At 60.3% G+C, this 26,590-nt stretch carries 17 protein-coding genes; all 17 read left to right on the top strand.

The features are described from left to right. Positions 1–11 precede the first annotated feature (11 nt). On the top strand, positions 12–1,580 hold the full coding sequence (locus PGR6_RS21040; protein ID WP_064619545.1) for a flagellar hook-associated protein 3: 1,569 nt from the start codon (positions 12–14) through the stop codon (positions 1,578–1,580). A gap of 121 nt (positions 1,581–1,701) precedes the next feature. Continuing rightward, complete coding sequence (locus PGR6_RS21035; RefSeq protein WP_064619542.1) at positions 1,702–5,274, top strand: glycosyltransferase; 3,573 nt, start codon at positions 1,702–1,704, stop codon at positions 5,272–5,274. Between the two features lie 217 nt (positions 5,275–5,491). Continuing rightward, positions 5,492–10,432 (top strand): beta strand repeat-containing protein, encoded by a 4,941-nt coding sequence (locus PGR6_RS30480; protein ID WP_237229565.1) that lies wholly within the window; start codon positions 5,492–5,494, stop codon positions 10,430–10,432. Positions 10,433–10,712: 280 nt separating this feature from the next. Beyond that, entirely contained in the window at positions 10,713–11,486 is a 774-nt protein-coding gene (gene rfbF / locus PGR6_RS21025) for a glucose-1-phosphate cytidylyltransferase (RefSeq protein ID WP_064619539.1), read from the top strand. Then, positions 11,468–12,550, top strand: coding sequence for a CDP-glucose 4,6-dehydratase (gene rfbG / locus PGR6_RS21020; RefSeq protein ID WP_064619537.1), 1,083 nt, complete (start codon positions 11,468–11,470; stop codon positions 12,548–12,550). The genes rfbF and rfbG overlap by 19 nt, the downstream gene beginning before the upstream one ends. After that, positions 12,547–13,107, top strand: a complete 561-nt coding sequence (locus tag PGR6_RS21015; RefSeq protein ID WP_064619535.1) for a dTDP-4-dehydrorhamnose 3,5-epimerase family protein — start codon at positions 12,547–12,549, stop codon at positions 13,105–13,107. Before rfbG ends, PGR6_RS21015 begins: the two co-directional genes overlap by 4 nt. Beyond that, positions 13,104–14,330 (top strand): class I SAM-dependent methyltransferase, encoded by a 1,227-nt coding sequence (locus PGR6_RS21010; protein WP_064619532.1) that lies wholly within the window; start codon positions 13,104–13,106, stop codon positions 14,328–14,330. Before PGR6_RS21015 ends, PGR6_RS21010 begins: the two co-directional genes overlap by 4 nt. After that, complete coding sequence (locus PGR6_RS21005; protein ID WP_064619529.1) at positions 14,327–15,184, top strand: NAD-dependent epimerase/dehydratase family protein; 858 nt, start codon at positions 14,327–14,329, stop codon at positions 15,182–15,184. The genes PGR6_RS21010 and PGR6_RS21005 overlap by 4 nt, the downstream gene beginning before the upstream one ends. Continuing rightward, the gene (locus PGR6_RS21000; protein ID WP_064619526.1) at positions 15,174–16,244 is read left to right on the top strand and encodes a class I SAM-dependent methyltransferase; all 1,071 of its coding nucleotides are present in this window, start codon (positions 15,174–15,176) and stop codon (positions 16,242–16,244) included. Before PGR6_RS21005 ends, PGR6_RS21000 begins: the two co-directional genes overlap by 11 nt. Before the next feature lie 16 nt (positions 16,245–16,260). Beyond that, positions 16,261–16,998 carry a cephalosporin hydroxylase family protein gene (locus PGR6_RS20995; RefSeq protein ID WP_064619523.1) on the top strand — a complete coding sequence of 246 codons (738 nt, stop codon included), beginning with the start codon at positions 16,261–16,263 and terminating at the stop codon, positions 16,996–16,998. Positions 16,999–17,049: 51 nt separating this feature from the next. Next, positions 17,050–19,986 (top strand): glycosyltransferase family 2 protein, encoded by a 2,937-nt coding sequence (locus PGR6_RS20990; RefSeq protein WP_064619520.1) that lies wholly within the window; start codon positions 17,050–17,052, stop codon positions 19,984–19,986. Positions 19,987–20,016: 30 nt separating this feature from the next. After that, positions 20,017–21,018, top strand: coding sequence for a UDP-N-acetylglucosamine 4,6-dehydratase (inverting) (pseB, locus tag PGR6_RS20985; RefSeq protein ID WP_019579558.1), 1,002 nt, complete (start codon positions 20,017–20,019; stop codon positions 21,016–21,018). Next, positions 21,015–22,178 carry a UDP-4-amino-4,6-dideoxy-N-acetyl-beta-L-altrosamine transaminase gene (gene pseC, locus PGR6_RS20980; RefSeq protein WP_064619517.1) on the top strand — a complete coding sequence of 388 codons (1,164 nt, stop codon included), beginning with the start codon at positions 21,015–21,017 and terminating at the stop codon, positions 22,176–22,178. Before pseB ends, pseC begins: the two co-directional genes overlap by 4 nt. Positions 22,179–22,184: 6 nt before the next feature. Then, entirely contained in the window at positions 22,185–22,880 is a 696-nt protein-coding gene (gene pseF, locus PGR6_RS20975; protein WP_064619514.1) for a pseudaminic acid cytidylyltransferase, read from the top strand. After that, on the top strand, positions 22,877–24,379 hold the full coding sequence (pseG, locus tag PGR6_RS20970) for a UDP-2,4-diacetamido-2,4,6-trideoxy-beta-L-altropyranose hydrolase (RefSeq protein WP_064619510.1): 1,503 nt from the start codon (positions 22,877–22,879) through the stop codon (positions 24,377–24,379). The genes pseF and pseG overlap by 4 nt, the downstream gene beginning before the upstream one ends. Beyond that, positions 24,376–25,428, top strand: coding sequence for a pseudaminic acid synthase (gene pseI / locus PGR6_RS20965; RefSeq protein ID WP_064619507.1), 1,053 nt, complete (start codon positions 24,376–24,378; stop codon positions 25,426–25,428). The genes pseG and pseI overlap by 4 nt, the downstream gene beginning before the upstream one ends. A gap of 229 nt (positions 25,429–25,657) precedes the next feature. Beyond that, positions 25,658–26,584 carry a ketoacyl-ACP synthase III gene (locus PGR6_RS20960; RefSeq protein WP_018925031.1) on the top strand — a complete coding sequence of 309 codons (927 nt, stop codon included), beginning with the start codon at positions 25,658–25,660 and terminating at the stop codon, positions 26,582–26,584. The last annotated feature ends 6 nt before the right edge of the window (positions 26,585–26,590 follow it).

Here is a 26,590-nt window from a genome sequence, read left to right as displayed (position 1 = left end):
AGTCGTAGCCCATGCGCATTTCTACCGCCCAGTTTTACGAGTCCTCTGCTGCCAACTATCAGAAGAACTTTTCCAACGTGGTCAAGAGCAGCGAAGAGGCCAGCAGCCTGGTTCGCGTGAATACCGCGGCCGACGATCCGGTCGGCGCTTCGCGTTTGCTGCAATTGGGTCAGCAGGCTTCGATGCTTGACCAGTACTCGGCCAACATGACCACCATCAAAGGCACCCTAGGCCAGACCGAGTCGGTGATGACCAGTATTGGCAACGTGCTGCAGCGCGCCAAAGAGCTGGCGCTCGGCGCAGGCAACGCAGGCTATACCGATGCCGACCGTCAGGCGAACGCTTCCGAACTGGGGCAGATTGAAGAGCAACTGCTCAGCCTGATGAACACCAAGGATGAAAACGGCAAGTACATCTTCTCCGGGTCCAAGGGCGATGTGGTGCCGTTCACCCGCAACACCGATGGCAGCTACGCCTACAACGGTGATCAGGTCACGCTGGATCTGCCGATTGGCGATACCCAGTCGATGGCCACCAACAGCACCGGTTGGGACGTGTTCCAGCAGGCGATCAACACTACCCGGACTCAGACCACGCTCACCGCGCCTGCGGTCGATGACGGTCGTGTGGTGTTGTCCAACGGTCAGGTCGAATCCGATGTCACCTACAACGCCAAGTTCCGCAGCGGCGAGCCTTACACCGTGAGTTTCGTCAGCGGCACGCAGCTGCAAATTACGGACTCGTTGGGTAATGATGTCACCGCTGAGGCCAGTCAGAACGGCGTGTTCAGTTCCACCAGCGGTGCGGCCACACAGACTGTCAGTTTTCGTGGCATTGATCTGAACTTGAACATCAACCTGCAAGCGGGGGATGTCCCGGGAACCGTGATCACCGGGCACAGCTTCACGCTGGCAGCCAAGCCGGACAGCTTCAACACTTCGCGCAGCCCGGGCAACCCGTCGACTGCGCTGGTGACAGGCGCCTCTGTGACCAACAGCACCAACTACCACGCCAGCTTCCCGGGCGGCGGGGCGATTCTCAAGTTCACCAGTGCCACGAACTTCGAACTCTATGCCGCGCCATTGACCGTCAACAGTAAACCGGTGTCCACCGGTACCATGGCCGGTACGACCGCGACAGCATCGGGTGTCTCGTTCACCGTGTCCGGTACGCCGGGTGCAGGCGATCAGTTCTCAGTGGCGGTCAACACGCACCAGACCCAAAACATTCTGGACACCGTCAGCCAGCTGAAAACAGCGCTGTCGACGCCAACCAATAATAATCCGATTGCCATTCAGCAAATGAACGCTGCAGTCACTGCCGGTATCGGCAACCTCTCCAGCGGCATGGACCAACTGGCCTCCGGTATCAGTTCTGTAGGCGGTCGCGGTGCGTCATTGGATACCCAGACTGATATCAACCAGAGTCTGGCACTCGCCAACACCCAGACCCAATCGGCCATTCGCGATTCCGATCCGGCTGAAGTGATGACCCGCCTGACTCTGCAGCAGACCATGCTGCAAGCTTCGCAACTGGCGTTCAGCAAGATCGCTCAGTTGGGGCTGTTCAACAAAGTCTGAGTCAGGGCCTTCGCGATCTCGCGAAGGCTTGCGACTGCCGAGTGCAAACCGTCTTTATTCAGCAGTTCGGGGAGTTTCACTTCGTTGAAGTAAGCTCCCGCCGCTCGCGAGTTCTCCCGCCGTGAAACCAGCACCTCTTGTTACCATCGCCATCCCCGCCTTCAACCCGCAGTTCTTCCAGACGGCACTGCAAAGCGCGCTGAATCAGACCTACGCCAATCTTGAAGTGATCGTCTGCGATGACAGTGGCGGTGACGAGATCCGCGAGATCGTCGATGCCTGTGAGGTGCCTGTCTCGATTCGCCTGCGCTATGTGCGCAATCCGCAGCGCCTGGGTTTTCAGGGCAACCTCATGGCCTGCGCCAAAGAGGCCAGCGGTGACTATCTGAAATTGCTGTGCGACGACGACCAGCTGCTTCCTGAATGCATCACTCAGCAGATCGGTGGCTTCATCGACCACGCCGATGTCCACCTAGTGATCGGCCAGCGGCAGTTTTACGACGCTGATTACATCCTGCTTTCCGACCGTGTGGAAAATTGCTGTTTTTCCACCGGTGTCACCTTATTCAAGGGTGAGGATCTGCTGGGCATTCTGGAAAGCAGTCTGGTCAATTTTCTCAGTGGCCTCAGCGGAGCGTTGTTGCGAACCCGCCATGCGCTGGAATATCTGCCGGCCCTGACTCAGATCGGCGAAGGTTTTATCGCGTGTCTGGACTTCGCCTTGTTTGCCTGCCTGCTACGGCGTGGCAATTTGGTGGTGGTAGGTCAGGTGTTGAGCCTTGAGCGTTTGCATCCGGCGCGGCTGAGCGATCAGGCACCAGTCAAGACTGCGGTAATGACCGAGCTCGACTGGCTCAAGCAAATGCTTGCCTTGCGCAGTGGTGAGCCGGCGCCTGCGCCGGGCTGGGTACGTTATCTGGCACTGGCTGATGCGATTGCGGGGCACGCCTATGCCTGGGAAGAAACCGCGCTGGGCCGGCAACTGGGCTTCATTCAAACGATGGTGCACACCCGGGTAGGCGTCGAGTGCGAGAGCTTTGCCGACATGTATCGGGAATGGCTGTCGTGCCGTCGTTTGAAACCGGCCCAGCAACGCTTGCTCGACGCCCGATTGCAGGGTTGGAGCTGGCGTCCACGCATCGTGCCGATTGTTCTCGACAGCGAAGGTGATGTTCCGGCGCTGGAAGAAACGCTCAAGAGCATTCGTCAGCAAACCTATGCTGCTGAGCAAGTGGTAGTGCTGTCCCAATTGCAGCACTCGCCATGCGACGGTGTGCAACATGTGCGCCTGGATGATGAACCGGTTACCCAGTTCAATCGTCTGCTGGCCCAGTTGGACAACGCAGACTGGATCTATCTGGTTCGCGCGGGGGATCGCTTGAATGAACTGGCTTTGCTGTTGCTGGCAGAGCGCATGGTGGAAATGCCTGACGTGCGCTGCCTCTACAGTGACGAGGGCGGATTGCGTGATGATGTTTCGGTCGAGCCGGTGTTCAAGCCGGACTTCAACCTGGATCTGATGCGCAGCTATCCCTATGTCGGCCGTGTGCTGGCCCTGCAGCGGCAGCGGATGATCGAGCTGGGTGGCATGCAAGACGGTTTTGGCGAGCTGGGTGTGCACGATCTGGTCTGGCGACTGGTGGAGAGTAACGGGCCGCATGCGATTGGGCACATTGCTGAAGTTCTCGTGGAGTCCGCTCTGTGTCTCTCCCAGTGGCTCACGCAGCCGCAGATTATCGAGCAGAGCCCTCGCGTGCTGGCCGCGCATCTGCAGCGGCTCGGCGCACCGCACCGGATTCGTCCCGGCAGCCAGTCGATGATCAATCGTGTGGACTACCTGCATGATGAGCCAGCCACGGTCTCGATCATCATTGCGACCCGCGATGAACTGGGCTCCCTGGAGCGTTGCGTCGAAAGTGTGTTGGAGAAAACCGCCTGCCAACGCTATGAAGTTCTCATTGTCGACAATGGCAGTACTGCCGTTGATGCCTGCAACTGGCTGTCAGCCATGGAGCAAATGGGCAGTGACAAACTTCGGGTGTTGCGCTGTGATCATGGTGACAATCTGGCGGCAGTGCAGAACTTTGCTGCCGGCCACGCCCGTGGCGACTATCTGTTGTTTCTCAGCCCCTACAGTGTCGTTGTGAGCCCTGATTGGCTCGACGAGTTGCTCAATCACGCTCAGCGTCCGGAAGTCGGTGTGGTCGGCGGTCGGCTGGTGAGTCCGCAAGGGCGTATCGAGGGCACGGCCCAGGTACTGGGGTTGCGGGGGGCCGTCGGTGTTCCCAATCGTGGTGAGCCGCTCAACACGTCCGGTTACATGCAGCGCCAGCAGACGGTACAGAATTTCAGTGCCGTGGGCATCGATTGTCTGCTTGTGCGCAAGAAAGTTTTTGATGAGCTGCATGGCCTGGACGAGCAAAATCTGGCGCAGGCACTCAATGGCGCTGACTTTTGCCTGCGCGTGAGGCAAAACGGATACCTGGTGGTGTGGACTCCCTACGCCGAATTGATGCGAGTGGTTCCATCCTCTGCCTTCACTCCCGCTCCCAGGGTGCTACAGGCCGAGCAAAAAAGTTTTTACCAGCGATGGTTGCCGGTGATAGCCAGGGATCCGGCCTACAACCCTAACCTGAGTCTGGGCGCCAGCAACTTCAGTCTGGAGCCGGGATTCAAGGATGGCTGGGACCCGTTCTCGCGCCCGCTTTTGCCCAAGGTGCTGGGGATCCCAATCAATACCACCGCAGTGGGCCATTACCGGGTTGCCCAGCCGTTCCGTGAGTTGGAGGCGGCCGGGCGCGTGATGGGGCACCTGAGTTATCACACGCCGACAGACATTGACCTTGAGCGGTGCTCCCCCGACGTGATCGTGTTGCAGGGGCGCTATAGCAAGAATGCGGTCGATGAGGTTGAGCGAGTCAAAAATTGTTCGCACGCTTTCCGCATCTTCGAACTTGACGATTATGTGATTGATGTCCCGAAGAAGAACGCGCACCTGCGCAAGGCTGAGGTCGGGGTCGATAAAATAGTGCGCCGTGGCGTAGGGCTGTGTGACCGGGTTGTGGTCTCGACCCAGCCCCTGGCCGATGCATTGCGGGACATGCATCACGACATCCGGGTCGTCCCGAACATGCTTGCCCCGCATCTCTGGACCGGGCTCACCAGCCAGCGCCGCACCTCTCGCAAACCTCGCGTGGGTTGGGGCGGCGGGACGAGTCATGATGGAGACTTGGCAATCATTGCGGACGTGGTGCGCCTGCTTGCCAACGAAGTCGAATGGGTGTTCTTCGGCATGTGTCCGCCAGCTTTGCGTCCGTTTGTCCATGAGTTCCATCCCAGCATCGGCCTGGAGGCCTATCCGGCCAAACTGGCCAGCCTGAACCTCGATCTGGCCTTGGCACCGCTGGAATTCCATATCTTCAACGACTGCAAGAGCAACCTGCGTCTGTTGGAGTACGGCGCCTGCGGTTATCCGGTGATTTGCACCGACACTGAGGCCTATCGCGGCTATCTGCCTTGCACCAAGGTCGTGAGCAACAGCACCGAGGAATGGCTCGAGGCAATCCGCATGCACTTGTCCGACCCTGATGCGAGCTATCGCATGGGCGATGCGCTGCGCGAAGAAGTGCTGCGCGATTACATGCTCAAGGGCAACAACCTCAACTACTGGGTCGAGGGCTGGCTGCCAAACTGATCGAGCATGGATGTACACCTGCAGGCGGCCTTGGGCCGCCTGTTTTGTTTGTACCGGGCGCGTTACAAATTTGCGGCGGCCGGCTCAAGCCCGGATTGGTTTGCGTCGATACAGGCTCCACAGCTTCGTTCATATGAAAGACCCTTCTGCGACGCGTGTTTGTACATCGCTACGGGAAAGGTATCTGGTTCAACAACATGGCAAGGAAGAAGTCGCAATGGCAGTGATAAACGGGACAAACGGCGTGGATACGCTGACAGGTACCAGTGGGGATGATGAGATCTATGCCTTGGGTGGCAATGATGTGATCAAAGGGAGTGCCGGTGCGGACAAGCTGGATGGCGGCACGGGTACTGATACCGTGGACTATTCGGCGTCTGCTGCCGGAGTGAACATTGATATACGTCCTGGCACGGCGGTGGCTGGCACCGGCGGCGATGCCGAGGGTGACACCCTGGTCAACATCGAGAGAGTCATCGGTTCGTCCTTCAACGACAACTTTACCGTTGCACTGGGCGGGATAACGTTCGAAGGCGGCGCCGGGGATGATACTTACTACATCAACACCAGCATCACGCCGACCATCGTCGAGCTGGCCGATGGCGGCAACGATGAGATGCGTGTATCGGTGGTCAACCCCAGCCACACCTTCATGGCCGCCAACGTCGAGCGCCTGACCTTCATTGGCAGTGGCGCGTACACCGGTTGGGGCAACGCCAGCGATAACATCATCACCGGTGGTTCGGGTGCCGACACGCTGTACGGCGGAGCGGGCGCCGACCAGTTCATCGGCGGCGCCGGTTATGACACGGCGGGTTATACCGACAGCACCGTGGCGGTGAACATCAACCTGAAGACCGGTGTGCATTCCGGGATCGGAGCGGGCGATACCTTCACCGACATCGAAGCGATCAAGGGCTCCAACCTCAACGACACCTTTGTCGGCGATGGCCGGGGTATCGACTTCGATGGTGGGGTCGGTACTGATACGGTCGACTACTCGACGTCGGCGGCTGCAGTGAACGTTGATATCCGTCCTGGTACGGGGGTGGCTGGCACCGGTGGTGACGCCGAAGGCAGCACCCTGGCCAACATCGAAAGAGTCATCGGTTCGTCCTTCAACGACAACTTTACCGTTGCCGTGGGCGGGATAACGTTCGAAGGCGGCGCCGGGGATGATACCTACTACATCAACACCAGCATCACGCCGACCATCGTCGAGCTGGCCGATGGCGGCAACGATGAGATGCGTGTATCGGTGGTCAACCCCAGTCACACCTTCATGGCCGCCAATATCGAGCGCCTGACCTTCACCGGCAGTGGCGCGTACACCGGTTGGGGCAACGCCAGCGACAACATCATCACCGGTGGTTCGGGGGCCGACACGCTGTACGGCGGCGCGGGCGCCGACCAGTTTATCGGCGGCGCCGGTTATGACACGGCGGGCTACACCGACAGCACCGTGGCGGTGAACATCAACCTGAAGACCGGTGTGCACTCCGGAATCGGAACGGGTGACACCTTTACCGACATCGAAGCGATCAAGGGTTCGAACTACAACGACACCTTTGTCGGCGATGGCCGGGGTATCGACTTCGATGGTGGGGTCGGTACTGATACGGTCGACTACTCGACGTCGGCGGCTGCAGTGAACGTTGATATCCGTCCTGGTACGGGGGTGGCTGGCACCGGTGGTGACGCCGAAGGCAGCACCTTGGCCAACATCGAAAGAGTCATCGGTTCGTCCTTCAACGACAACTTTACCGTTGCCGTGGGCGGGATAACGTTCGAAGGCGGCGCCGGGGATGATACCTACTACATCAACACCAGCATCACGCCGACCATCGTCGAGCTGGCCGATGGCGGCAACGATGAGATGCGTGTATCGGTGGTCAACCCCAGTCACACCTTCATGGCCGCCAATATCGAGCGCCTGACCTTCATTGGCAGTGGCGCGTACACCGGTTGGGGCAACGCCAGCGACAACATCATCACCGGTGGTTCGGGGGCCGACACGCTGTACGGCGGCGCGGGCGCCGACCAGTTTATCGGCGGCGCCGGTTATGACACGGCGGGCTACACCGACAGCACCGTGGCGGTGAACATCAACCTGAAGACCGGTGTGCACTCCGGAATCGGAACGGGTGACACCTTTACCGACATCGAAGCAATCAAGGGTTCGAACTACAACGACACCTTTGTCGGCGATGGCCGGGGTATCGACTTCGATGGTGGGGTCGGTACTGATACGGTCGACTACTCGACGTCGGCGGCTGCAGTGAACGTTGATATCCGTCCTGGTACGGGGGTGGCTGGCACCGGTGGTGACGCCGAAGGCAGCACCCTGGCCAACATCGAAAGAGTCATCGGTTCGTCCTTCAACGACAACTTTACCGTTGCCGTGGGCGGGATAACGTTCGAAGGCGGCGCCGGGGATGATACCTACTACATCAACACCAGCATCACGCCGACCATCGTCGAGCTGGCCGATGGCGGCAACGATGAGATGCGTGTATCGGTGGTCAACCCCAGTCACACCTTCATGGCCGCCAATATCGAGCGCCTGACCTTCATTGGCAGTGGCGCGTACACCGGTTGGGGCAACGCCAGCGACAACATCATCACCGGTGGTTCGGGTGCCGACACGCTGTACGGCGGCGCGGGCGCCGACCAGTTTATCGGCGGCGCCGGTTATGACACGGCGGGCTACACCGACAGCACCGTGGCGGTGAACATCAACCTGAAGACCGGTGTGCACTCCGGAATCGGAACGGGTGACACCTTTACCGACATCGAAGCGATCAAGGGTTCGAACTACAACGACACCTTTGTCGGCGATGGCCGGGGTATCGACTTCGATGGTGGGGTCGGTACTGATACGGTCGACTACTCGACGTCGGCGGCTGCAGTGAACGTTGATATCCGTCCTGGTACGGGGGTGGCTGGCACCGGTGGTGACGCCGAAGGCAGCACCCTGGCCAACATCGAAAGAGTCATCGGTTCGTCCTTCAACGACAACTTTACCGTTGCCGTGGGCGGGATAACGTTCGAAGGCGGCGCCGGGGATGATACCTACTACATCAACACCAGCATCACGCCGACCATCGTCGAGCTGGCCGATGGCGGCAACGATGAGATGCGTGTATCGGTGGTCAACCCCAGCCACACCTTCATGGCCGCCAACATCGAACGCCTGACCTTCATTGGCAGTGGCGCGTACACCGGTTGGGGCAACGCCAGCGACAACATCATCACCGGCGGCTCGGGCAACGACACGCTGTACGGTGGCGCGGGGGCCGACCAGTTCATCGGCGGTGCCGGTTATGACACGGCCGGCTATAGCGACAGTACCGTGGCGATGACCATCAACCTGAAGACTGGCGTGTACTCCGGAATCGGAACGGGTGACACCTTTACCGACATCGAAGCGATCAAGGGTTCGAACTACAACGACACCTTTGTCGGCGATGGCCGGGGTATCGACTTCGATGGTGGGGTCGGTACTGATACGGTCGACTACTCGACGTCGGCGGCTGCAGTGAACGTTGATATCCGTCCTGGTACGGGGGTGGCTGGCACCGGTGGTGACGCCGAAGGCAGCACCCTGGCCAACATCGAAAGAGTCATCGGTTCGTCCTTCAACGACAACTTTACCGTTGCCGTGGGCGGGATAACGTTCGAAGGCGGCGCCGGGGATGATACCTACTACATCAACACCAGCATCACGCCGACCATCGTCGAGCTGGCCGATGGCGGTAACGATGAAATGCGCGTGTCGGTGGTCAACCCCAGCCACACCTTCATGGCCGCCAACATCGAACGCCTGACCTTCATTGGCAGTGGCGCGTACACCGGTTGGGGCAACGCCAGCGACAACATCATCACCGGCGGCTCGGGCAACGACACGCTGTACGGTGGCGCGGGGGCCGACCAGTTCATCGGCGGTGCCGGTTATGACACGGCCGGCTATAGCGACAGTACCGTGGCGATGACCATCAACCTGAAGACTGGCGTGTACTCCGGGATCGGAGCGGGTGACACCTTCACCGGCATCGAAGTAATCAAGGGGTCGAACTACAACGACATTTTCTATGGCGGTACCACTGCCATGGGCCTGGACGGTGCCGTTGGGCAGGACCTGGTCAGTTACGAGCTTTCGGACGCAGCGGTGACCATCGACCTGACCACCAATGCCAACGCCGGAGATGCCACGGGCGACACCTTCACCAACATTGAGATCTTCCAGGGCAGCAACTTTGATGACACGTTGTCGGGTTCGCGGTTCGGTGACGTCTTTATCGGTGGTGCAGGTGCGGATGTGATTGACGGCCGCGAGGGTCAGGACAGCGTCTTGTACATCACCAATACCACCGCTGTGAACATCAACCTGCAGACCAACGTCAACCAGGGCGGCGATGCCCAAGGCGATGTGCTGCGCAACATCGAGCGCGTAGTGGGCAGCCACTTCAATGACACCCTGACCGGTGATGCCAACGTCAACTACCTTGAAGGCGGGTTGGGTAACGACGTCATCTATGGTGGCGACGGCAACGATTATCTCTACGGCGGGCTGGTGTCCCAGATCGCGCCATTCACCCTTGATGGTGAGATCAATGGGCCGCAGGCTGACACCTTGTATGGCGGCAATGGCAACGACACCATCGTCACCGCTGCCAGCGACGAGGGTAGCCGGGCCTATGGTGAAGCGGGGGGCGACGTCATCACGGTGACTCATGGCATGGCCGATGGTGGGGACGGTGGCGACCTGTTGACCGGTACGGGTTTCGGTTTCTCGCTGTTTGGCGGTGCTGGCGATGACAATCTGGTGCTGCAAGCCAGCGGGTCGGCCTTTGGTGGCGAGGATGACGATACCTACAACGTTAACACCTCGGCATTGGTGACGATCCAGGACATTGGCATCAGCCGCTCCGACAAAATAGTGCTGTCGTACATCAGCAGTTCCGAACTGTTGGTTGATCGTGTCGGTGATGACCTCTACCTGCACCGATCGAGTGTTAGTCCAGGACAGGTTCCGCAGGAAGGTGTACAGCTCAAGGACTGGTTCGCCGGCTCCGATACCATCGAGCAAATCCAGACGGCGGACGGACAGCTCTTCAACATGCCGGCCAACAGTGATGCGTTTGCAATGTTTGGCTGATACCTGAATCAGACGCCTTCTCTCCTGCAACAGGATTGAAGGCGTCCGCTTTACGCTTGGGGACGAACCCGGTCTGCGTGATCCGGATTCGTCCCTTTTTTGTGCCTTCAATCTGGATTCATGAGCTGGCGCGTTTCCTGCAAGTCCCCCTCATATCGCCATAAAACGAGCGCTTGCGGCCGGTACGCCAGCGCCTGACACGGCAGAGCGTTTTAGCCAGACAGCCCGCAAAAGCATGAAATAGCTTGGCCGAGCTCTGTGAAGAACAAGAGGGGAGACGATGAAGGCAGTAATTCTGGCGGGTGGCCTGGGCACGCGCATCAGCGAAGAGTCGCACCTCAAGCCCAAGCCGATGATCGAGATCGGCGGCAAGCCAATTCTTTGGCACATCATGAAACAGTACTCCGCCCACGGGATTCATGACTTCGTGATCTGCCTTGGCTACAAGGGCTATGCGATCAAGGACTTCTTCGCCAACTACTTCCTGCACACCTCCGATGTCACCTTCGACATGCGCAACAACCGCATGGACGTGCACCAGAACTACAGCGAGCCGTGGAGCGTCACTCTCATCGACACCGGCGAGGAAACCATGACCGGTGGCCGCTTGTTGCGCGCCGGTCGTTACCTCAAGGATGAAGAGGCGTTCTGCTTCACCTATGGCGACGGCGTTTCCGATATCAATATCCGTCAACTGGTGGACTACCACTGCGCCCACGGTCGTCTGGCCACCGTCACCGCCGTACAACCGCCGGGCCGTTACGGTGCCCTGGAGCGTCACGGCGATCAGGTACTCGGTTTCACCGAGAAGCCCCGTGGCGACGGTGGCTGGATCAATGGCGGGTTCTTTGTGCTGTCGCCGAAAGTGCTGTCGTACATCGGCGGTGACGAAACCACTTGGGAAGCGGAGCCATTGGCTCGTTTGGCCCAGGATGAACAGTTGAAGGCTTTCGAACACGAAGGCTTCTGGCATCCGATGGACACCCTGCGCGACAAGAATCACCTCGAAGCGCTGTGGCAGAGCGGGGAGGCCCCATGGAAGCAATGGACCTGAGTCCAGAGTTCTGGCGTGGCAAACGGGTGCTGCTGACCGGCCACACCGGTTTCAAGGGCAGCTGGTTGACGTTGTGGCTGCAAAGCCTCGGGGCCGAGGTCAGCGGGTTTTCGCTCGATCCGTCCACCGAGCCGAGCCTGTTCGAACTGGCGCGGGTACACGAGGGCATCAACGATCAGCGTGGTGATCTGCGTGATCTGGGCGCCTTGCTGGAACTGATCGTCGAAACCCAGCCGCAAATCGTCCTGCACCTGGCGGCCCAACCGCTGGTGCGCGAAGGCTATCGCGATCCGCTTGGCACTTACTCCAGCAACGTCATGGGCACGCTCAATCTGCTCGAAGCGATCCGCCAGGTCGGCGGCGTGCGTGCCTGTGTGCTGGTGACCACCGACAAGGTCTATGCCAACAAGGAATGGCTGTGGCCGTACCGCGAAGACGAAGCCTTGGGCGGTCACGATCCTTACAGCAGCAGCAAGGCTTGTTGCGAATTGTTGGCGCAGTCTTACGCTGCCTCGTTTTTCCCGGCTGACAAGTACGCCGAGCATGGCTTGGCGTTGGCCACCGCCCGTGCTGGCAACGTGCTGGGCGGCGGTGACTTTGCGCCTGAACGCCTGATTCCCGATGTGCTCAAGGCCTGGTCGGCCGACCAACCAGTGACCCTGCGCTACCCGCAGGCCGTGCGCCCCTGGCAGCACGCTCTTGAACCTTTGGCGGGTTACCTGCAACTCGCCGCAGGCCTCTATGAGCAAGGCCCGCAGTTTGCCGGCGCATGGAACTTCGGCCCAAGCGAAGCGGACATGTGCAGCGTCGGCGAAGTGGTGGAGTTGCTCGCCAGCCGCTGGCCGCAAGCGCGCGGATTGCGTATCGAGCCGAGTGATTTGCACGAAGCCGGCCTGCTGCGCCTGGACAGCAGTCGCGCCCGTCAACGGTTGGCCTGGCAACCGCGCTGGTCGTTGCAGCAGTGCCTGACCCAGACCCTCGATTGGCACCTGGCGTGGCAGAACGGTGATGACATGCGTGAAGTCACCCTGAACCAGTTGAACCTGTACCGAGGCGCGTTGTGAGCGAGTTCTTGTTGAAAGCCTTACCGCTGGCCGGTCTGTTCAGCGTGCAGCACAAACGCTTCGAAGATGATCGCGGGCACTTCGCCCGGTTGTTTTGCGAAGGCAGCCTGAGCGCTTTCGGCCAGCCGTTTCATATCCGCCAGATCAACCACTCCTGCACTCGTGAGCGGGGCAGTGTGCGTGGTCTGCATTATCAAAACTCCAATGCGCCGGAAGCCAAGTTGATTACCTGCCTGCGCGGCGAAGTCTGGGATGTGGCGGTGGACTTGCGCCCTGACTCCGAAACCTTTCTGCACTGGCACGCCGAGCACCTGAAGGCCGGTGACGGTCGCAGCTTGCTGATCCCGGAGGGGTTCGCCCACGGCTTCCAGACGCTGACCGATGACGCCGAATTGCTCTACTTGCACAGCGCTGATTACGCACCTGCGCACGAGGGCGGGTTGTCGGTGAACGATCCACGGCTGGCGATCGCCTGGCCTTTGCCTGTCAATAATCTGTCAGCCAGGGATTCCAGCCATCCCTTGCTCGATGAACACTTCGCTGGAGTGCGTCTATGAACTGCCGTGGTTGCGGTACTCATCTGGCCTTGCCGCTGATCGATCTCGGCACCTCGCCGCCATCCAACGCCTATGTGCACGCGGATCGCCTGGAACAAGCCGAGCAATGGGTGCCATTGAAGGTCGCGGTGTGTCAGCAGTGCTGGCTGGTGCAGACCGAGGATTACACCAGCGCCGATAGCCTGTTCGATGCCGAGTATGCGTATTTCAGTTCGTTCTCCAGCACCTGGCTGGCCCATGCCGAGCGCTATGTCGCCGAGATGGTCGAACGCTTCGGCCTGACCGCTGACAGCCGCGTGGTGGAAATCGCCGCCAACGACGGTTACCTGTTGCAGTACGTGGCCGGGCGTGGCATCCCTTGTCTGGGCGTTGAACCGACCCGTAGCACTGCGCAAGCGGCGCGGGAAAAAGGCCTGGAGATTCGCGAACTGTTCTTCGGTCGCGACACCGCCGCGCAACTGAAAAACGAAGGCTGGGCCGCCGACCTGATGGCCGCCAACAACGTGTTGGCGCATGTGCCGGACATTAATGATTTCCTCGGTGGTTTCTCCACCTTGCTCAAGCCGACCGGTGTGGCGACGTTCGAGTTTCCGCAACTGCTGACGCTGATGGCCGGGCAGCAGTTCGACACGCTGTATCACGAGCACTATTCCTACCTGTCCCTGACTGCCGTGCAGACCTTGTGCGAGCGCAATGGCCTGGAAGTGTTCGATGTCAGCCAGTTGTCGACCCATGGCGGTTCGTTGCGGGTGTTCGTCCAGCGTGCCGACGGTGTTCGCCGTGAGGTGCAGCCAGCCGTTCAACAGCAGTTGCAGGCTGAACTGGCAGCGGGAGTGAAAACCCCCGAGTACTACGCGACTCTGGCGCCAGCGGCCGAGGGCATCAAGCACCAATTGCTGCGTTTCCTGTTGCAAGCCAAGGCTGACGGCAAGCGCGTGGTCGGTTATGGCGCGGCAGCCAAGGGCAACACCTTGCTCAACTACGCCGGGGTCAAGCCGGACCTGTTGGCCTGGGTGGCCGATGCCAATCCGCACAAGCAGGGCAAGTACTTGCCGGGCAGTCGCATTCCGATCGTTTCGCCGGCGCAGATCGATCTGGAAAAGCCGGATTACATCCTGGTGTTGCCGTGGAATTTGCTGCACGAAGTCAGTCAGCAACTGGCCCAGGTGCGTCAGTGGGATGGCCGTTTCGTGATCGCCGTGCCTGAGTTGACCGTACTGTGAAGGTGCTGGTCACCGGTGCCACCGGGTTCGTCGGCCGACATCTGGTCGCGGCTTTGCTCGCCCGTGGCTGCGAGGTGCGGGCCGTGGCGCGTAACGCCGAGACCGCCGCACAATTACCGTGGATCAACGCTGTGGAGTTCGTGGCCGCGGATGTTCATGCCGCTGACCTGGACTTCGCCGCGCTTGCCGATGGCGTCGATGCCTTGGCGCATCTCGCCTGGCCGGGGTTGCCGAATTATCAGGCGCTGTTTCACTTCGAGCACAACCTGATGGCCGATTACCGGTTCATCAAGGGCGCGGTCGAGGCGGGGGTGTCGCAAGTGTTGGTCACCGGCACCTGTTTCGAATACGGTCTGCAGAGCGGGCCGCTCAGTGAGCAAACCGAGGCGCGACCGAGTAACCCTTACGGGTTGGCCAAGAACACCTTGCGTCTGTTCCTCGAAAACCTGCAGCGCCAACAGCCCTTCACCCTGCAATGGGCACGGCTGTTTTACCTGCACGGTGCCGGGCAAAACCCCAACAGTTTACTGGCGGCACTGGACCGGGCGATCGACGCCGGGAACGACAGCTTCAACATGTCGGCCGGCGAGCAGTTGCGCGATTACCTGGCGATCGACGCGGCCGCCGATTACCTCGCCGCGATCCTGCAACAGCGCGACTTCGACGGCGTGATCAATTGCTCCAGCGGCCAGCCGGTATCGGTCAGGGCGCTGGTCGAGCAGCGGCTGCGTGAACGTGGCGCGTCGATCCGTTTGAACCTGGGCCATTACCCATACCCGACCCATGAGCCGATGGCGTTCTGGGGCGTGGCGGACCGCTTGCAACAGCTACTGGGAGCAGAGCATGAGGCATGAGTTGTATCGGGTCGCCGACCTGCCGGTGTTGCAGAACCGTACCTTCGCCGACCCGGAGTCAGCCAGGGCTTCGGCCAGCGCCGACATGCTGTTGGTGCAGGACGAGACGAGCGGGTTGATCTTCAATCAGGCCTTCGACGCCGACAAGCTCAGCTACGACGCCGACTATCAGAACGAGCAGGCGCATTCCGGCCAGTTCCAGAAGCACCTGAGCGATGTCGAAGGGATCATTGCCCGCCACTTCAAGGGGCAGGAACTGATCGAAGTCGGCTGCGGCAAAGGCTACTTTCTTGAGCTGCTCAAAGGCCTGGGCTACGCCATCACCGGTATCGACCCGGCCTACGAAGGCGACAACGCCGACGTGATCAAGGCGCCGTTCACCCGCGGCCTGGGATTGTCGGCGGGCGCTATCGTGCTGCGGCATGTGCTGGAGCATATCCAGGACCCGGTGAGTTTTCTCGCCGAGATGGCCGAGGCCAATCAGGGCGGGCAGATCTACATCGAAGTGCCGTGCTTCGACTGGATTCTTGAGCACCGCGCCTGGTTCGACCTGTTCTACGAACACGTCAATTATTTCCGCCTCGATGACCTGCGCCGGATGTTCGGCACCGTGCACGAGGCCGGTCACCTGTTCGGTGGCCAATACCTGTACATCGTCGCCGACCTGGCCACGCTGCGCCTGACACCGGACCAACCGGTGCCGCGCCTGGCATTGCCGGACGGTTTCACCAGCAGCCTCGAGCGCGCGGTGCAGATCATTCAAGCGGCGCCCGAGCAAGGTTCGGCGATCTGGGGTGCCTCGTCCAAAGGCGTGATTTATTCGCTGTTCCTGCAACGCGCAGGTGTGGCGGTGGATCGCGTGGTGGATATCAACCCGGCCAAACAGGGCCGTTATCTGCCCCTGAGCGGCGTGCGGGTGTCTTCGCCGCAAGAGGCCATGGATGCCTTGCCCGAAGGCGCCAACCTGTTTGTGATGAACTCCAACTACCTCGAAGAAATCAAGCGGATGACCGGTGGACGCTATGTCTATCACGCCGTCGACAGCGCTTCGTTCCAGTGACTATTGAGATTCTAAAATGACCGACAACACCATCAATAAAGCCTTCGAAGCCGAATGCCGGGAACAGATCGCCCAGCAGGGTGACGACCAGAAACTCACCGGCCTGGCCCGGGATTTCTTCAACGAATCGGCCAAGCACAAGTACAGCTACCACTTCTCGTGGATGGGCCGTCCGATCATCCAGCTGCCACAAGACATGATGGCGATGCAGGAAATCATCTGGCAGGTCAAACCGGACCTGGTGATCGAATGCGGCATCGCCCACGGTGGCTCGATCATTTACTACGCCTCCTTGCTGGAGCTGCAAGGCCACGGCGAAGTGCTGGGCATCGACCTCGATATCCGTGCACACAACCGTGAAGCCATCGAGAGTCACCCGATGAGCAAGCGCATCTCGATGATCGAAGGTTCGAGCATCGACCCGGCCATCGCCGCCCAAGTGCGTGCTGCCGCTGAAGGCAAGAAAGTCATTCTGGTGCTCGATTCCAACCACACCCACGATCATGTGCTGGAAGAGTTGCGCCTGTACGCACCACTGGTGTCGGTGGACAGCTACTGCGTGGTCATGGACACCGTGGTCGAAGACATGCCGGCCGATTTCTTCCCGGATCGTCCATGGGGCCCGGGCGATAACCCGAAAACTGCGGTGTGGAAGTATCTGGAAGAGAACAAGGACTTCGAGATCGACCAGCAGATGCAAAACAAACTGCTGATCACCGTGGCGCCGGACGGCTATCTGCGTCGCGTTCGTTAATCAAAAACAGCTTCAGGTACTTGGCGATCGGCCGGTTGTGGGGATAGGAAAATGCAGGTTCAAAGCAGCACTCAAACCAACGTGACACCGCTGAACGAGCTGTTCACGGTGGTGGTTATCACCCACAACCGCAGGGCGTTCCTGCGACGCGCCTTGCAGTACTACAGCCGTTACTCCGCCAAGGTGCTGGTGCTGGATTCGTCCGTGCAGGGCGATGAGCGCATCGCAACCGACTTTCCGTCGGTCGACTATCGTCATTTGCCGCAGTTCACCTACACGGGGTTTCAGCAAAAGCTCGGGTATGGCGTCAGCCAGGTCACCACGCCGTACATGGTGTTGGCTTCCGACGATGACTTCCTGCTGCACGATGCACTGACCGAATCGGTGAACTTCCTCGAGGCCAACCCTGATTACGGCATGTGCCACGGCTACTGCCTGATGTACCTGACGCACTCCAACTATGTGCAGTACTACCGTCGCGACAAGAAGGTAAAAGAGGATTACAACGCCGAGCGCGCGCAGGATCGTGTGCTCGACTACATGGGCCAGTACATTCCGCCGTTCTATGCGGTGCACCGCACCTCGCTGTTGCAGGACTGGTATGCGGCCATGCCGGAGGGCACGATTTTCGAGTGGCAGGAAATCGGCCATGTGTATTACATGCTCGCGCGGGCCAAGGCGCGGATTCTGCCAATGCCTTATGTGGTGCGGGAGGTCAACTACGGCCGTTCGGATCACAATACCGAAATCATTCACGTCCTGAGTTTCAAAGACGCCCGTTCGGTCGCCGAGCGTGAGCGCTTTGCCGGTTTCCTCGCCACGCTGCCGACCGACATCAGTGACCTGAACCAGAAGCAGACCGCAGAGTTCGCCCTGCAAAGTTTCCAGGCGCTGGCCGACAGCCTGGCCACGCGCAATGCATTGACTATCGAGCCGATCTTCGAGTCCTACTGGAAAGATCCCACCATTGGCCCGAAACGCGCATTCGGCACCCAGCAATATGTCGAGATGCCGTTTTACAACCAGGCGTTTTTTGATCAACTGACCGAGTGCGAATTCCTGCTTCATGCGATGCCGGCCGGCCGCTTGCAGCTGGAAGAAATGGAGGGTGCATTACTTCAGCAGCATACGTTGCAGCGCACTTATTCCAACGACACGCCCGAGACCATCCAGACTCGTTTGCTGCATGCCGTGCAGTTGGGCGCCTTCAACCGTCAGGTCGTGCAAAAACTGGTGCAGCAACTGCTGGACATGGGCGAGAGCGCCGATGCGAAAATATTGACGGACTGGATTGCCCGCCTCGGCAGCCTACCGACCTACGACAGCCGTGAGTTGCTGGGCAGCATGCCCTCCGGCCGGCTGTTGAACTGGTTGCAGGCACGCCAGCCGAACGACACCGCGGTACGGAAAATCAATCAACACCTGGCGGCCAATGAGGGCGGGCCTCAGTTTGGCATTCTGTTGCTGGATCTTGAAGCCGACATGGACAAGTTGCAGGTCACCTTTGACAGTCTGATGGAAAGCGCTTTCCGCGCCTTCAAGGTGGTGGTCTTCACCACCGGTGATTTGCCTGACGTCACCACCGAACAAAATACCGTGCATTTTGTAAAGGTCAGCGCAAGCAACTACGTCGATAAACTGAACCAGATTGCCCAGCGCTCAACCTCGGACTGGCTGCTGTTGGCCGAGGCCGGCGATGAGTTCACCGCTGCCGGCTTCCTGCGCGCCAGCCTTGAGTTGCAGGACGCGGAAGGTTGCCGTGCGGTGGCGATGGATGAGATTCATCGCCGTAGTAACGGCACATTGACCGAGGTTTTCCGCCCGGCCTTCAACCTCGACCTGCTGCAAAGTCTGCCGACGTTGACCGCCCGGCATTGGCTGATCCGACGCGAAGTGCTGGTGGATGTCGGTGGTTATGCCCGCGAGTTCAGCGATGCACTGGAATTCGACCTGCTGCTGCGCCTGATCGAAGCTGGCGGGTTGGCAGGGCTGGCGCATTTGGCCGAGCCATTGCTGATCACCCCGGCGGTGGAGTTGGCGCCGAATGAGCACCAACGTCAGACCCTGGTACGCCACCTGGCAACCCGTGGTTATCAGGCGCAGGTCAGTGCCGAGGCATTTGGTGGCTTGCGGATCGACTACCGGCATGCCCAGCGTCCGAAGGTGTCGATCATCGTCCGCAGCGAAGGCGATCAGGAGCCATTGCAGCGCTGCCTGGTGAGCGTATTGCAGCGTACGCGCTATCAGAACAACGAAATTATCATCGCCGACAACCACAGCCAGTCAGCCGATCTGCTGACGTGGCTCGACAGTCTGGAGCAAAACGGTCGCGGGCGGATTCGCCTGATCAAGAACGAGCAGCGCGTGAGCCCGTCGGCACTGCTCAACCAGGCCGCCGCGCAGGCACAGGGTGAGTACTTGATACTGCTCGCGGCAGACGCCGAGGTGGTCAATGCCAATTGGATCGAAGCTTTGCTCAACCAGGCTCAGCGGCCGGAAGTGGGGGTGGTGGGGGCCAAGCTGGTTGATCGCGAGGGCAGCGTGACCGGCGCCGGTTTGATTCTGGGGCTGGGGGACGGCGTGGCCTCTGCGTTCGTCGGCGAGAAAAAAGACGCACCGGGTCCTATGCATCGACTGTTGGTCGAGCAGAATTATTCGGCAGTTTCCGACGCTTGCCTGATGGTGCGCAAAGAGGTGTTCGATGCACTGGGCGGGCTGGATGAAGAGCATTTCGAGCAAGCGTATGCCGATGTCGACTTGTGCCTGAAAGTCGCCGATGCCGGGTTGCTGACCGTATGGACGCCGCAAGTGCAAATCGCCCACCCCGGCTCATTGCCGGATCACCCGCAGGCGGTAGCCGCCCTGCGCGACAAGTGGCAATCGCGTTTCGAACAGGATCCAGCCTACAACCAGAACCTGGCCTTGACCGGCAAGGGCTTTACTCTCGGCGAACCGACCAGTGTGAACTGGGCGCAGTTGCTCGCATAAGCCTGGCTGACAGGTAAAAGGACTCAAGGCATGTTCAACGGTAAATCGATTTTCATCTCTGGCGGCACCGGTTCGTTCGGACGCAACTTCATCCGCCGCTTGCTGGAGCAATACCAGCCCAAGCGTGTGGTGGTGTTTTCCCGCGATGAGCTTAAGCAGTACGAGATGCAGCAGACGTTCAACGCGCCGTGCATGCGTTACTTCATCGGTGATGTGCGCGACGCCGACCGTTTGCGTCAGGCCATGCGCGGTATCGATTATGTGGTGCACGCCGCGGCGCTGAAGCAAGTGCCAGCGGCGGAATACAACCCCACCGAATGCATCCGCACCAACGTCAACGGCGCGGAAAACATCATTGCCGCGGCCATCGACAACGGCGTGAAAAAAGTTGTCGCGCTGTCCACCGACAAGGCTGCCAGCCCGATCAACTTGTACGGCGCGACCAAGCTGCTGTCGGATAAATTGTTCGTGGCTGCCAACAACATTGCCGGCGAGCAACAAACCCGGTTTGCCGTGGTGCGCTATGGCAACGTCGCCGGCTCGCGGGGTTCGGTGGTGCCGTTCTTCAGCAAGCTGATTGCCGAGGGCGCCAAAGAGCTGCCGATCACCGATGAGCGCATGACGCGGTTCTGGATCACCCTCGATCACGGCGTGAAGTTTGTGCTCGACAGCTTCGCCCGCATGCACGGTGGTGAAGTATTTGTGCCGAAGATCCCGTCGATTCGCATCGTCGACCTGGCGCAGGGCATGGCTGAACATTTGCCGCACAAACACGTCGGCATTCGTCCGGGGGAAAAACTCCATGAGCTGATGGTGCCGTTGGACGACGCGCGCATGACCCTGGAGTTCGACGATCACTACACCATTCAGCCGTCGATCCGTTTCACCAGCGTCGACGTGGATTTTGCCGTGGACAAACTGGGCGAGCAGGGCCGGCCGGTGGGCGAAGATTTCGAGTACCGTTCCGATACCAACCCGCACTTCCTGTCGGTCGGCCAGATCGCCGACCTGCACGCGGAACTGTCGGCATGATTCCCTACGGTCGGCAAAGCCTCGATCAGGCCGACATCGATGCGGTGGTCGCCGTGTTGCAGTCTGACTGGCTGACCCAAGGGCCGACCATCGAGCGTTTCGAACAGGCGATGGCCGAGCGGTGCCAGGCCGATTTCGCGGTGGCGGTGTGCAATGCCACGGCGGCGTTGCACATTGCCTGTCTCGCCGCGGGCCTGGGGCCGGGCGATCGGTTATGGACCACGCCGAATACCTTTCTGGCCTCGGCCAACTGCGGTCGCTACTGCGGCGCCGACGTCGATTTTGTCGACATTGACCCGCTGACCTGGAACCTCGATGCCTACGCCTTGGCGTCGAAGTTGGAAATCGCCGAGCGCGACGGCAAGCTGCCGAAAGTGCTGGTGGCGGTAGCGTTCTCCGGGCAGAGCTGCGATATGCGCATGATCGCCGAACTGGCCGAGCGTTACGGTTTCACGGTGATCGAGGATGCCTCCCACGCGGTCGGCGCGTCCTATGCCGGGCGCCCGGTGGGTTGCGGTGAATTCGCGGCAATGACCGTGTTCAGTTTCCACCCGGTGAAGATCATCACCAGTGCCGAAGGCGGCATGGTGCTGACCAATCGCCCGGAACTGGCCGAACGCTTGCAACGTCTGCGCAGCCACGGCATGACCCGTGACCCCGAGCAGATGACCGAACCCAGCCACGGCCCCTGGTACTACCAGCAAGTGGAGCTGGGCTTCAATTACCGGATCACCGATCTGCAAGCGGCACTCGGTCTGTCACAGCTGAACAAGCTCGATGGCTTTATCGAGCGTCGACGCGAACTGGCGGCGCGTTACGACCGGTTGCTGGCGTACTTGCCGCTGACCTTGCCCAGCACGCAGCCTGAAGCCGAATCGGCGTGGCATCTGTACGTGGTGCGCTTGCAGACGGAGCGGATCAGCCTCAGTCATCGACAGGTGTTCGAAGGCTTGCGAGCGGCCGGTGTCGGGGTGAATCTGCACTATATTCCCGTGCACTTGCAGCCGTACTATCGCGACCTGGGTTTTGCCGAGGGTGATTTCCCCCAGGCCGAACGTTATTACGCCGAGGCCATCAGCCTGCCGCTGTTTCCTCTGCTGAGCGATGAACAACAGGACTATGTGGTCGAGCAATTGCGACGGCTGATCCTTGAGGAGTAGTGACTCTTGAGCTGTGTTGCGATCATTCCGGCCCGTGGTGGCAGCAAGCGAATCCCGCGCAAGAACCTCAAGCCGTTCGACGGCGTGCCGATGATCGTCCGTTCGATTCGCACGGCGTTGGAGTCGCGCCTGTTCGACCAGGTGATCGTCAGTACCGACGATGAGGAAATCGCCGACGTCGCACGAGCCAATGGCGCTCAGGTGCCGTTCATGCGGCCTTCGGCACTGGCTGACGATTTCACCGGGACTGCGGCAGTGATTGTGCATGCCTTGAATCAATTGCCACCGTTCGACCATGCCTGCTGCATCTATGCGACGGCGCCGTTGTTGCAAGCGCGTTATCTGCGTCAGGGGCATGAGTTGCTGGTGCAGCACCCGGACAAGTCTTTCGCGTTTTCAGTCACCGGTTTTGGTTTTCCGGTGCAGCGGGCCTTGACCCTCGACGCGCAGGGCGCCCTGACCTCGCTCTATCCGGAGTTTCGTGACACCCGCTCCCAGGACTTGCCCGAAGCCTTTCAAGACGCCGGCCAGTTCTACTGGGGACGCAGCGAGGCCTGGTTGCGTGGTGATGCACTGTTCTCGCCAGCGAGCCTGCCGGTGATTTTGCCGCGCTACCTGGTACAGGACATCGACACCCTTGAAGACTGGAAACGCGCCGAATACCTTTACGCCGCATTGAAGGCTGGTGGTGAGTTGCAATGAGGATACTGATCCGCGCTGACGCGTCGCCAACGATTGGCAGCGGCCATATCGCCCGCTGCCTGACCCTGGCCAGGGTGTTGCGCAAGCAGGGCACGCACGTTGCCTTCGCCTGTCGCCTGCTGCCGGGGCATCGACTGGACAGCCTGGCCAGCGAGGGCTTCGAGACCTTCGCGCTGCCGGCACGCTACCCCGATGAAGATCCGCAGCAGGCCATCGAATCGATGCTGCCCTGGCAGGCGGACATCGCCGCGCTGGCGCAAGCCCTGGAAAGCCATCCGGCTTTCGACTGGATCATCGTCGACCACTATGGCCTCGATCATCACTGGCAGACTGCGGCCCGTCGCTGGGCATCACGGATCGCCGCGGTGGATGACCTGGCCACTCGGCAGTACCGCGTCGATCTGCTGCTCAATCAAAATCTGTCGGGCACCCCAGCGGCTTATGCCTCGCTGCTGACGCCCGACTGCCAGACCTTGCTCGGTCCACGTTTTGCGATGTTGCGCGATGAGTTCTGCTGCCCGGCGGTCGAGATCAAGCCTCGGGCCAGGCGAGTATTGGTGAACTTCGGCGGCTTCGATGCGGCCATGCAGACCCACCACGCGATGTTGGCGCTGGCGGACCTTCATGAGCTGGAGGTCGATTTCGTGGCGGGGGCCGACAACCCGGCCTGGGAGCAGATGCAGGCGCTGGCGGCGTATCGTCCGAACTGGCGCCTGCACAGTTTTGTCAGCGATTTCTATCGGCTGATGACCGAGGCCGACCTGTTTATCGGTGCCGGTGGCGGCACCAGTTGGGAGCGGGCGGCCATGGGGCTGCCGACGATTTGCATTGCGGTCTCGAATAATCAGCAGGCCAACGGTGAGGTGATGGCAACCTCGGGGGCTCATGTGTTCCTGGGCAACCGCGAGCATGTCAGCGTCGAACAATTGCGTCAGGCCATCGGTTTTGTCGTAGGCAATCAAGGTTTTCGTCAAAGTATGGCCGAACGCTCACGGCAGTTGGTCGATGGCCGTGGCGCGCAGCGGGTGGCGGCAGCACTGGCGGGAGCGGTACTGCAGGTGCGTCGAGCCGATCCGGACGATGCGCAATTGTTGTTCGAGGGACGTAATGCCGAGGCAGTACGGCGCTGGTCGCTGGACACCCACGCCATCGATTGGCAGCGGCATCAGGTCTGGTTGGCCGCGAGCCTGAACAACCCTCAGCGACTGCTGTTGATTGCCGAGGCGGATGACGGCCCGGTCGGTATGCTGCGCTATGACCTTGACGGTACTCGGGCCGAGGTCTCGATCTATCTGTTCGAAGGCCGATTCGGCCTGGGCTGGGGCAGGGCGCTGCTGGCGCGGGGCGAAGCGTTCGTCACGGCGCATTGGCCACAACTTGAGGCCATCACCGCTCAGGTGCTGCCGGCCAATCAGCCATCGCTGAAGGTTTTCCGCGAGGGTGGTTTTACTCAGAGTGCTTGCGCGTTCACGCGCGTGTTGAAGGATCCAGAACAATGACCAGTTTCAAGATCGGTAATCGCTCGATCGGTGCCGATGCGCCGCCGTTCATCATTGCCGAGATGAGCGGCAACCATAACCAGTCGCTGGACATGGCGATAAAAATCGTCGAAGCCGCGGCCAAGGCCGGCGCCCATGCCTTGAAGCTGCAAACCTACACCGCCGAGACCATGACCCTGGACTTGTCCGAAGGCGAGTTCTTCATCAAGGACCCCAACAGCTTGTGGGCCGGTTCTTCGCTGTATGCGCTGTACGAAAAGGCCCACACGCCGTGGGAATGGCACGCGCCGATTTTCGCCCGGGCCAAAGAGCTGGGCATGCTGGCGTTTTCCACACCGTTCGATGACACCGCGGTGGACTTCCTCGAAAGCCTCGATGTGCCGGCCTACAAGATCGCCAGCTTCGAGAACACTGATCTGCCGTTGATTCGTCGGGTTGCGGCCACCGGCAAGCCGCTGATCATTTCCACCGGCATGGCCAGCATCGCCGAGCTCGATGAAACCGTGCGTGCCGCCCGTGAGGCCGGTTGCAAGGATCTGGTGTTGCTCAAGTGCACCAGCACTTACCCGGCGACGCCCGCCAACAGCAACGTGCGCACGATTCCTCATCTGCGTGAGTTGTTTGGCTGTGAAGTCGGTTTGTCCGACCATTCGATGGGTGTCGGGGTGTCTGTCGCCGCCGTAGCGCTGGGGGCGACGGTGGTGGAAAAACACTTCACCCTCGACCGTGCCGCCGGAGGCGTGGATGCCAGTTTCTCGCTGGAACCGGCCGAACTCGCCAGCCTGGTGGTCGAAACCGAGCGCGCCTGGCAGGCCATGGGCCAGGTGCATTACGGCGTGACTGACGCCGAGCGCAAGTCCCTGGTGTACCGCCGGTCGCTGTATGTCACCCAGGACATGATCGCCGGAGAGCCATTTACCGCCGCCAATCTGCGGGCCATCCGTCCGGGCCTGGGGCTGGCCCCGAAACACGCTGAAACCCTTCTGGGCCGCCGTGCCCGCCAGGCCATCAAGCGCGGAACGCCGCTGGACTGGTCGCTGGTCGAATAACCGCTTGTGGGGCTGATTCGGCAAAATAGCGTGACCTGCGAGTCATTACGCGCATCTTCACTGTATTGTATAAATAGGGAAGAGGGCGCCTGGCCTGCTTTTGGCTCAGTGATGGCCTTTTACTCTTCCCGCTGTCACCTCGTTGAGGGCGACGTTATTCGTTGTTTGTCGGCGCCCCTCGATTCCTTGCGAGCGGTGGTATTGGGCTGTTTATTATTGGGAAGCCGTAATGATTGGCATAAAGAGCATTGCGAGCTACGTTCCTGTAGCCGGCGTGGACAATTACGCACAAGGTGCAAAATTCGAGAAGGATGAAGAGTTCATCCTGGGCAAGATCGGTTCGGCCTTCCTGCCGCGCAAAGACGCCGGGCAAGAAACTTCGGACCTGTGTGTCGAAGCAGTCAACGCGCTGTTCGCCAACAACCCTGAATTGAAGCGTGAAGCCATCGACGTGCTGATCGTCGTGACCCAGAACGGCGACGAAGAAGGCCTGCCGCACACCGCCGCCATCGTTCAGGACAAGCTGGGCCTGCCGACGACCGTGGCCGCGTTCGATATCTCCCTGGGCTGCTCCGGTTACGTCTACGGCATCTACGCCATCAAGGGCTTTATGGAAGCCGCAGGCCTGAAGAATGGCTTGCTGGTGACCGCCGATCCGTATTCGAAGATCGTCGACCCGGAAGACCGCAACACCACCATGTTGTTCGGCGATGCCGCCACCGCCACCTGGATGGGCGAAGACGCTCCATGGCAGTTGGGCAAGGCCAAGTTCGGCACCGACGGTTCCGGTGCGCCGCACCTGAAGGTCACCGACGGGGTGTTCTTCATGAATGGCCGTCAGGTCTTCAACTTCGCGCTGCTCAAAGTCCCTGCGCATTTGCACGAGCTGCTGGGCGACTCGGGTCTGACGGCCGACGATATCGATGCCTTCTGCATTCACCAGGGCAGTGCGGCGATTGTCGATGCCGTGGCACGACGTTTCGAGGGCGAGCCCGAGAAGTTCCTCAAGGACATGGTCGAGACCGGTAACACCGTGTCGTCGAGCATTCCATTGCTGCTGGAAAAACACGTGCTCGATTCCAAGTGGAAGCGTGTGGCGCTCAGTGGTTTCGGTGTTGGTCTGTCTTGGGGATCGGCGATCATCTATCGTCCTTGATCTTCT

The organism is Pseudomonas sp. GR 6-02, assembly GCF_001655615.1.
GTDB lineage: Bacteria > Pseudomonadota > Gammaproteobacteria > Pseudomonadales > Pseudomonadaceae > Aquipseudomonas.
Note: the sequence above shows the minus strand (reverse complement) of the source record. Positions and strands in the feature narration are given on the sequence as shown.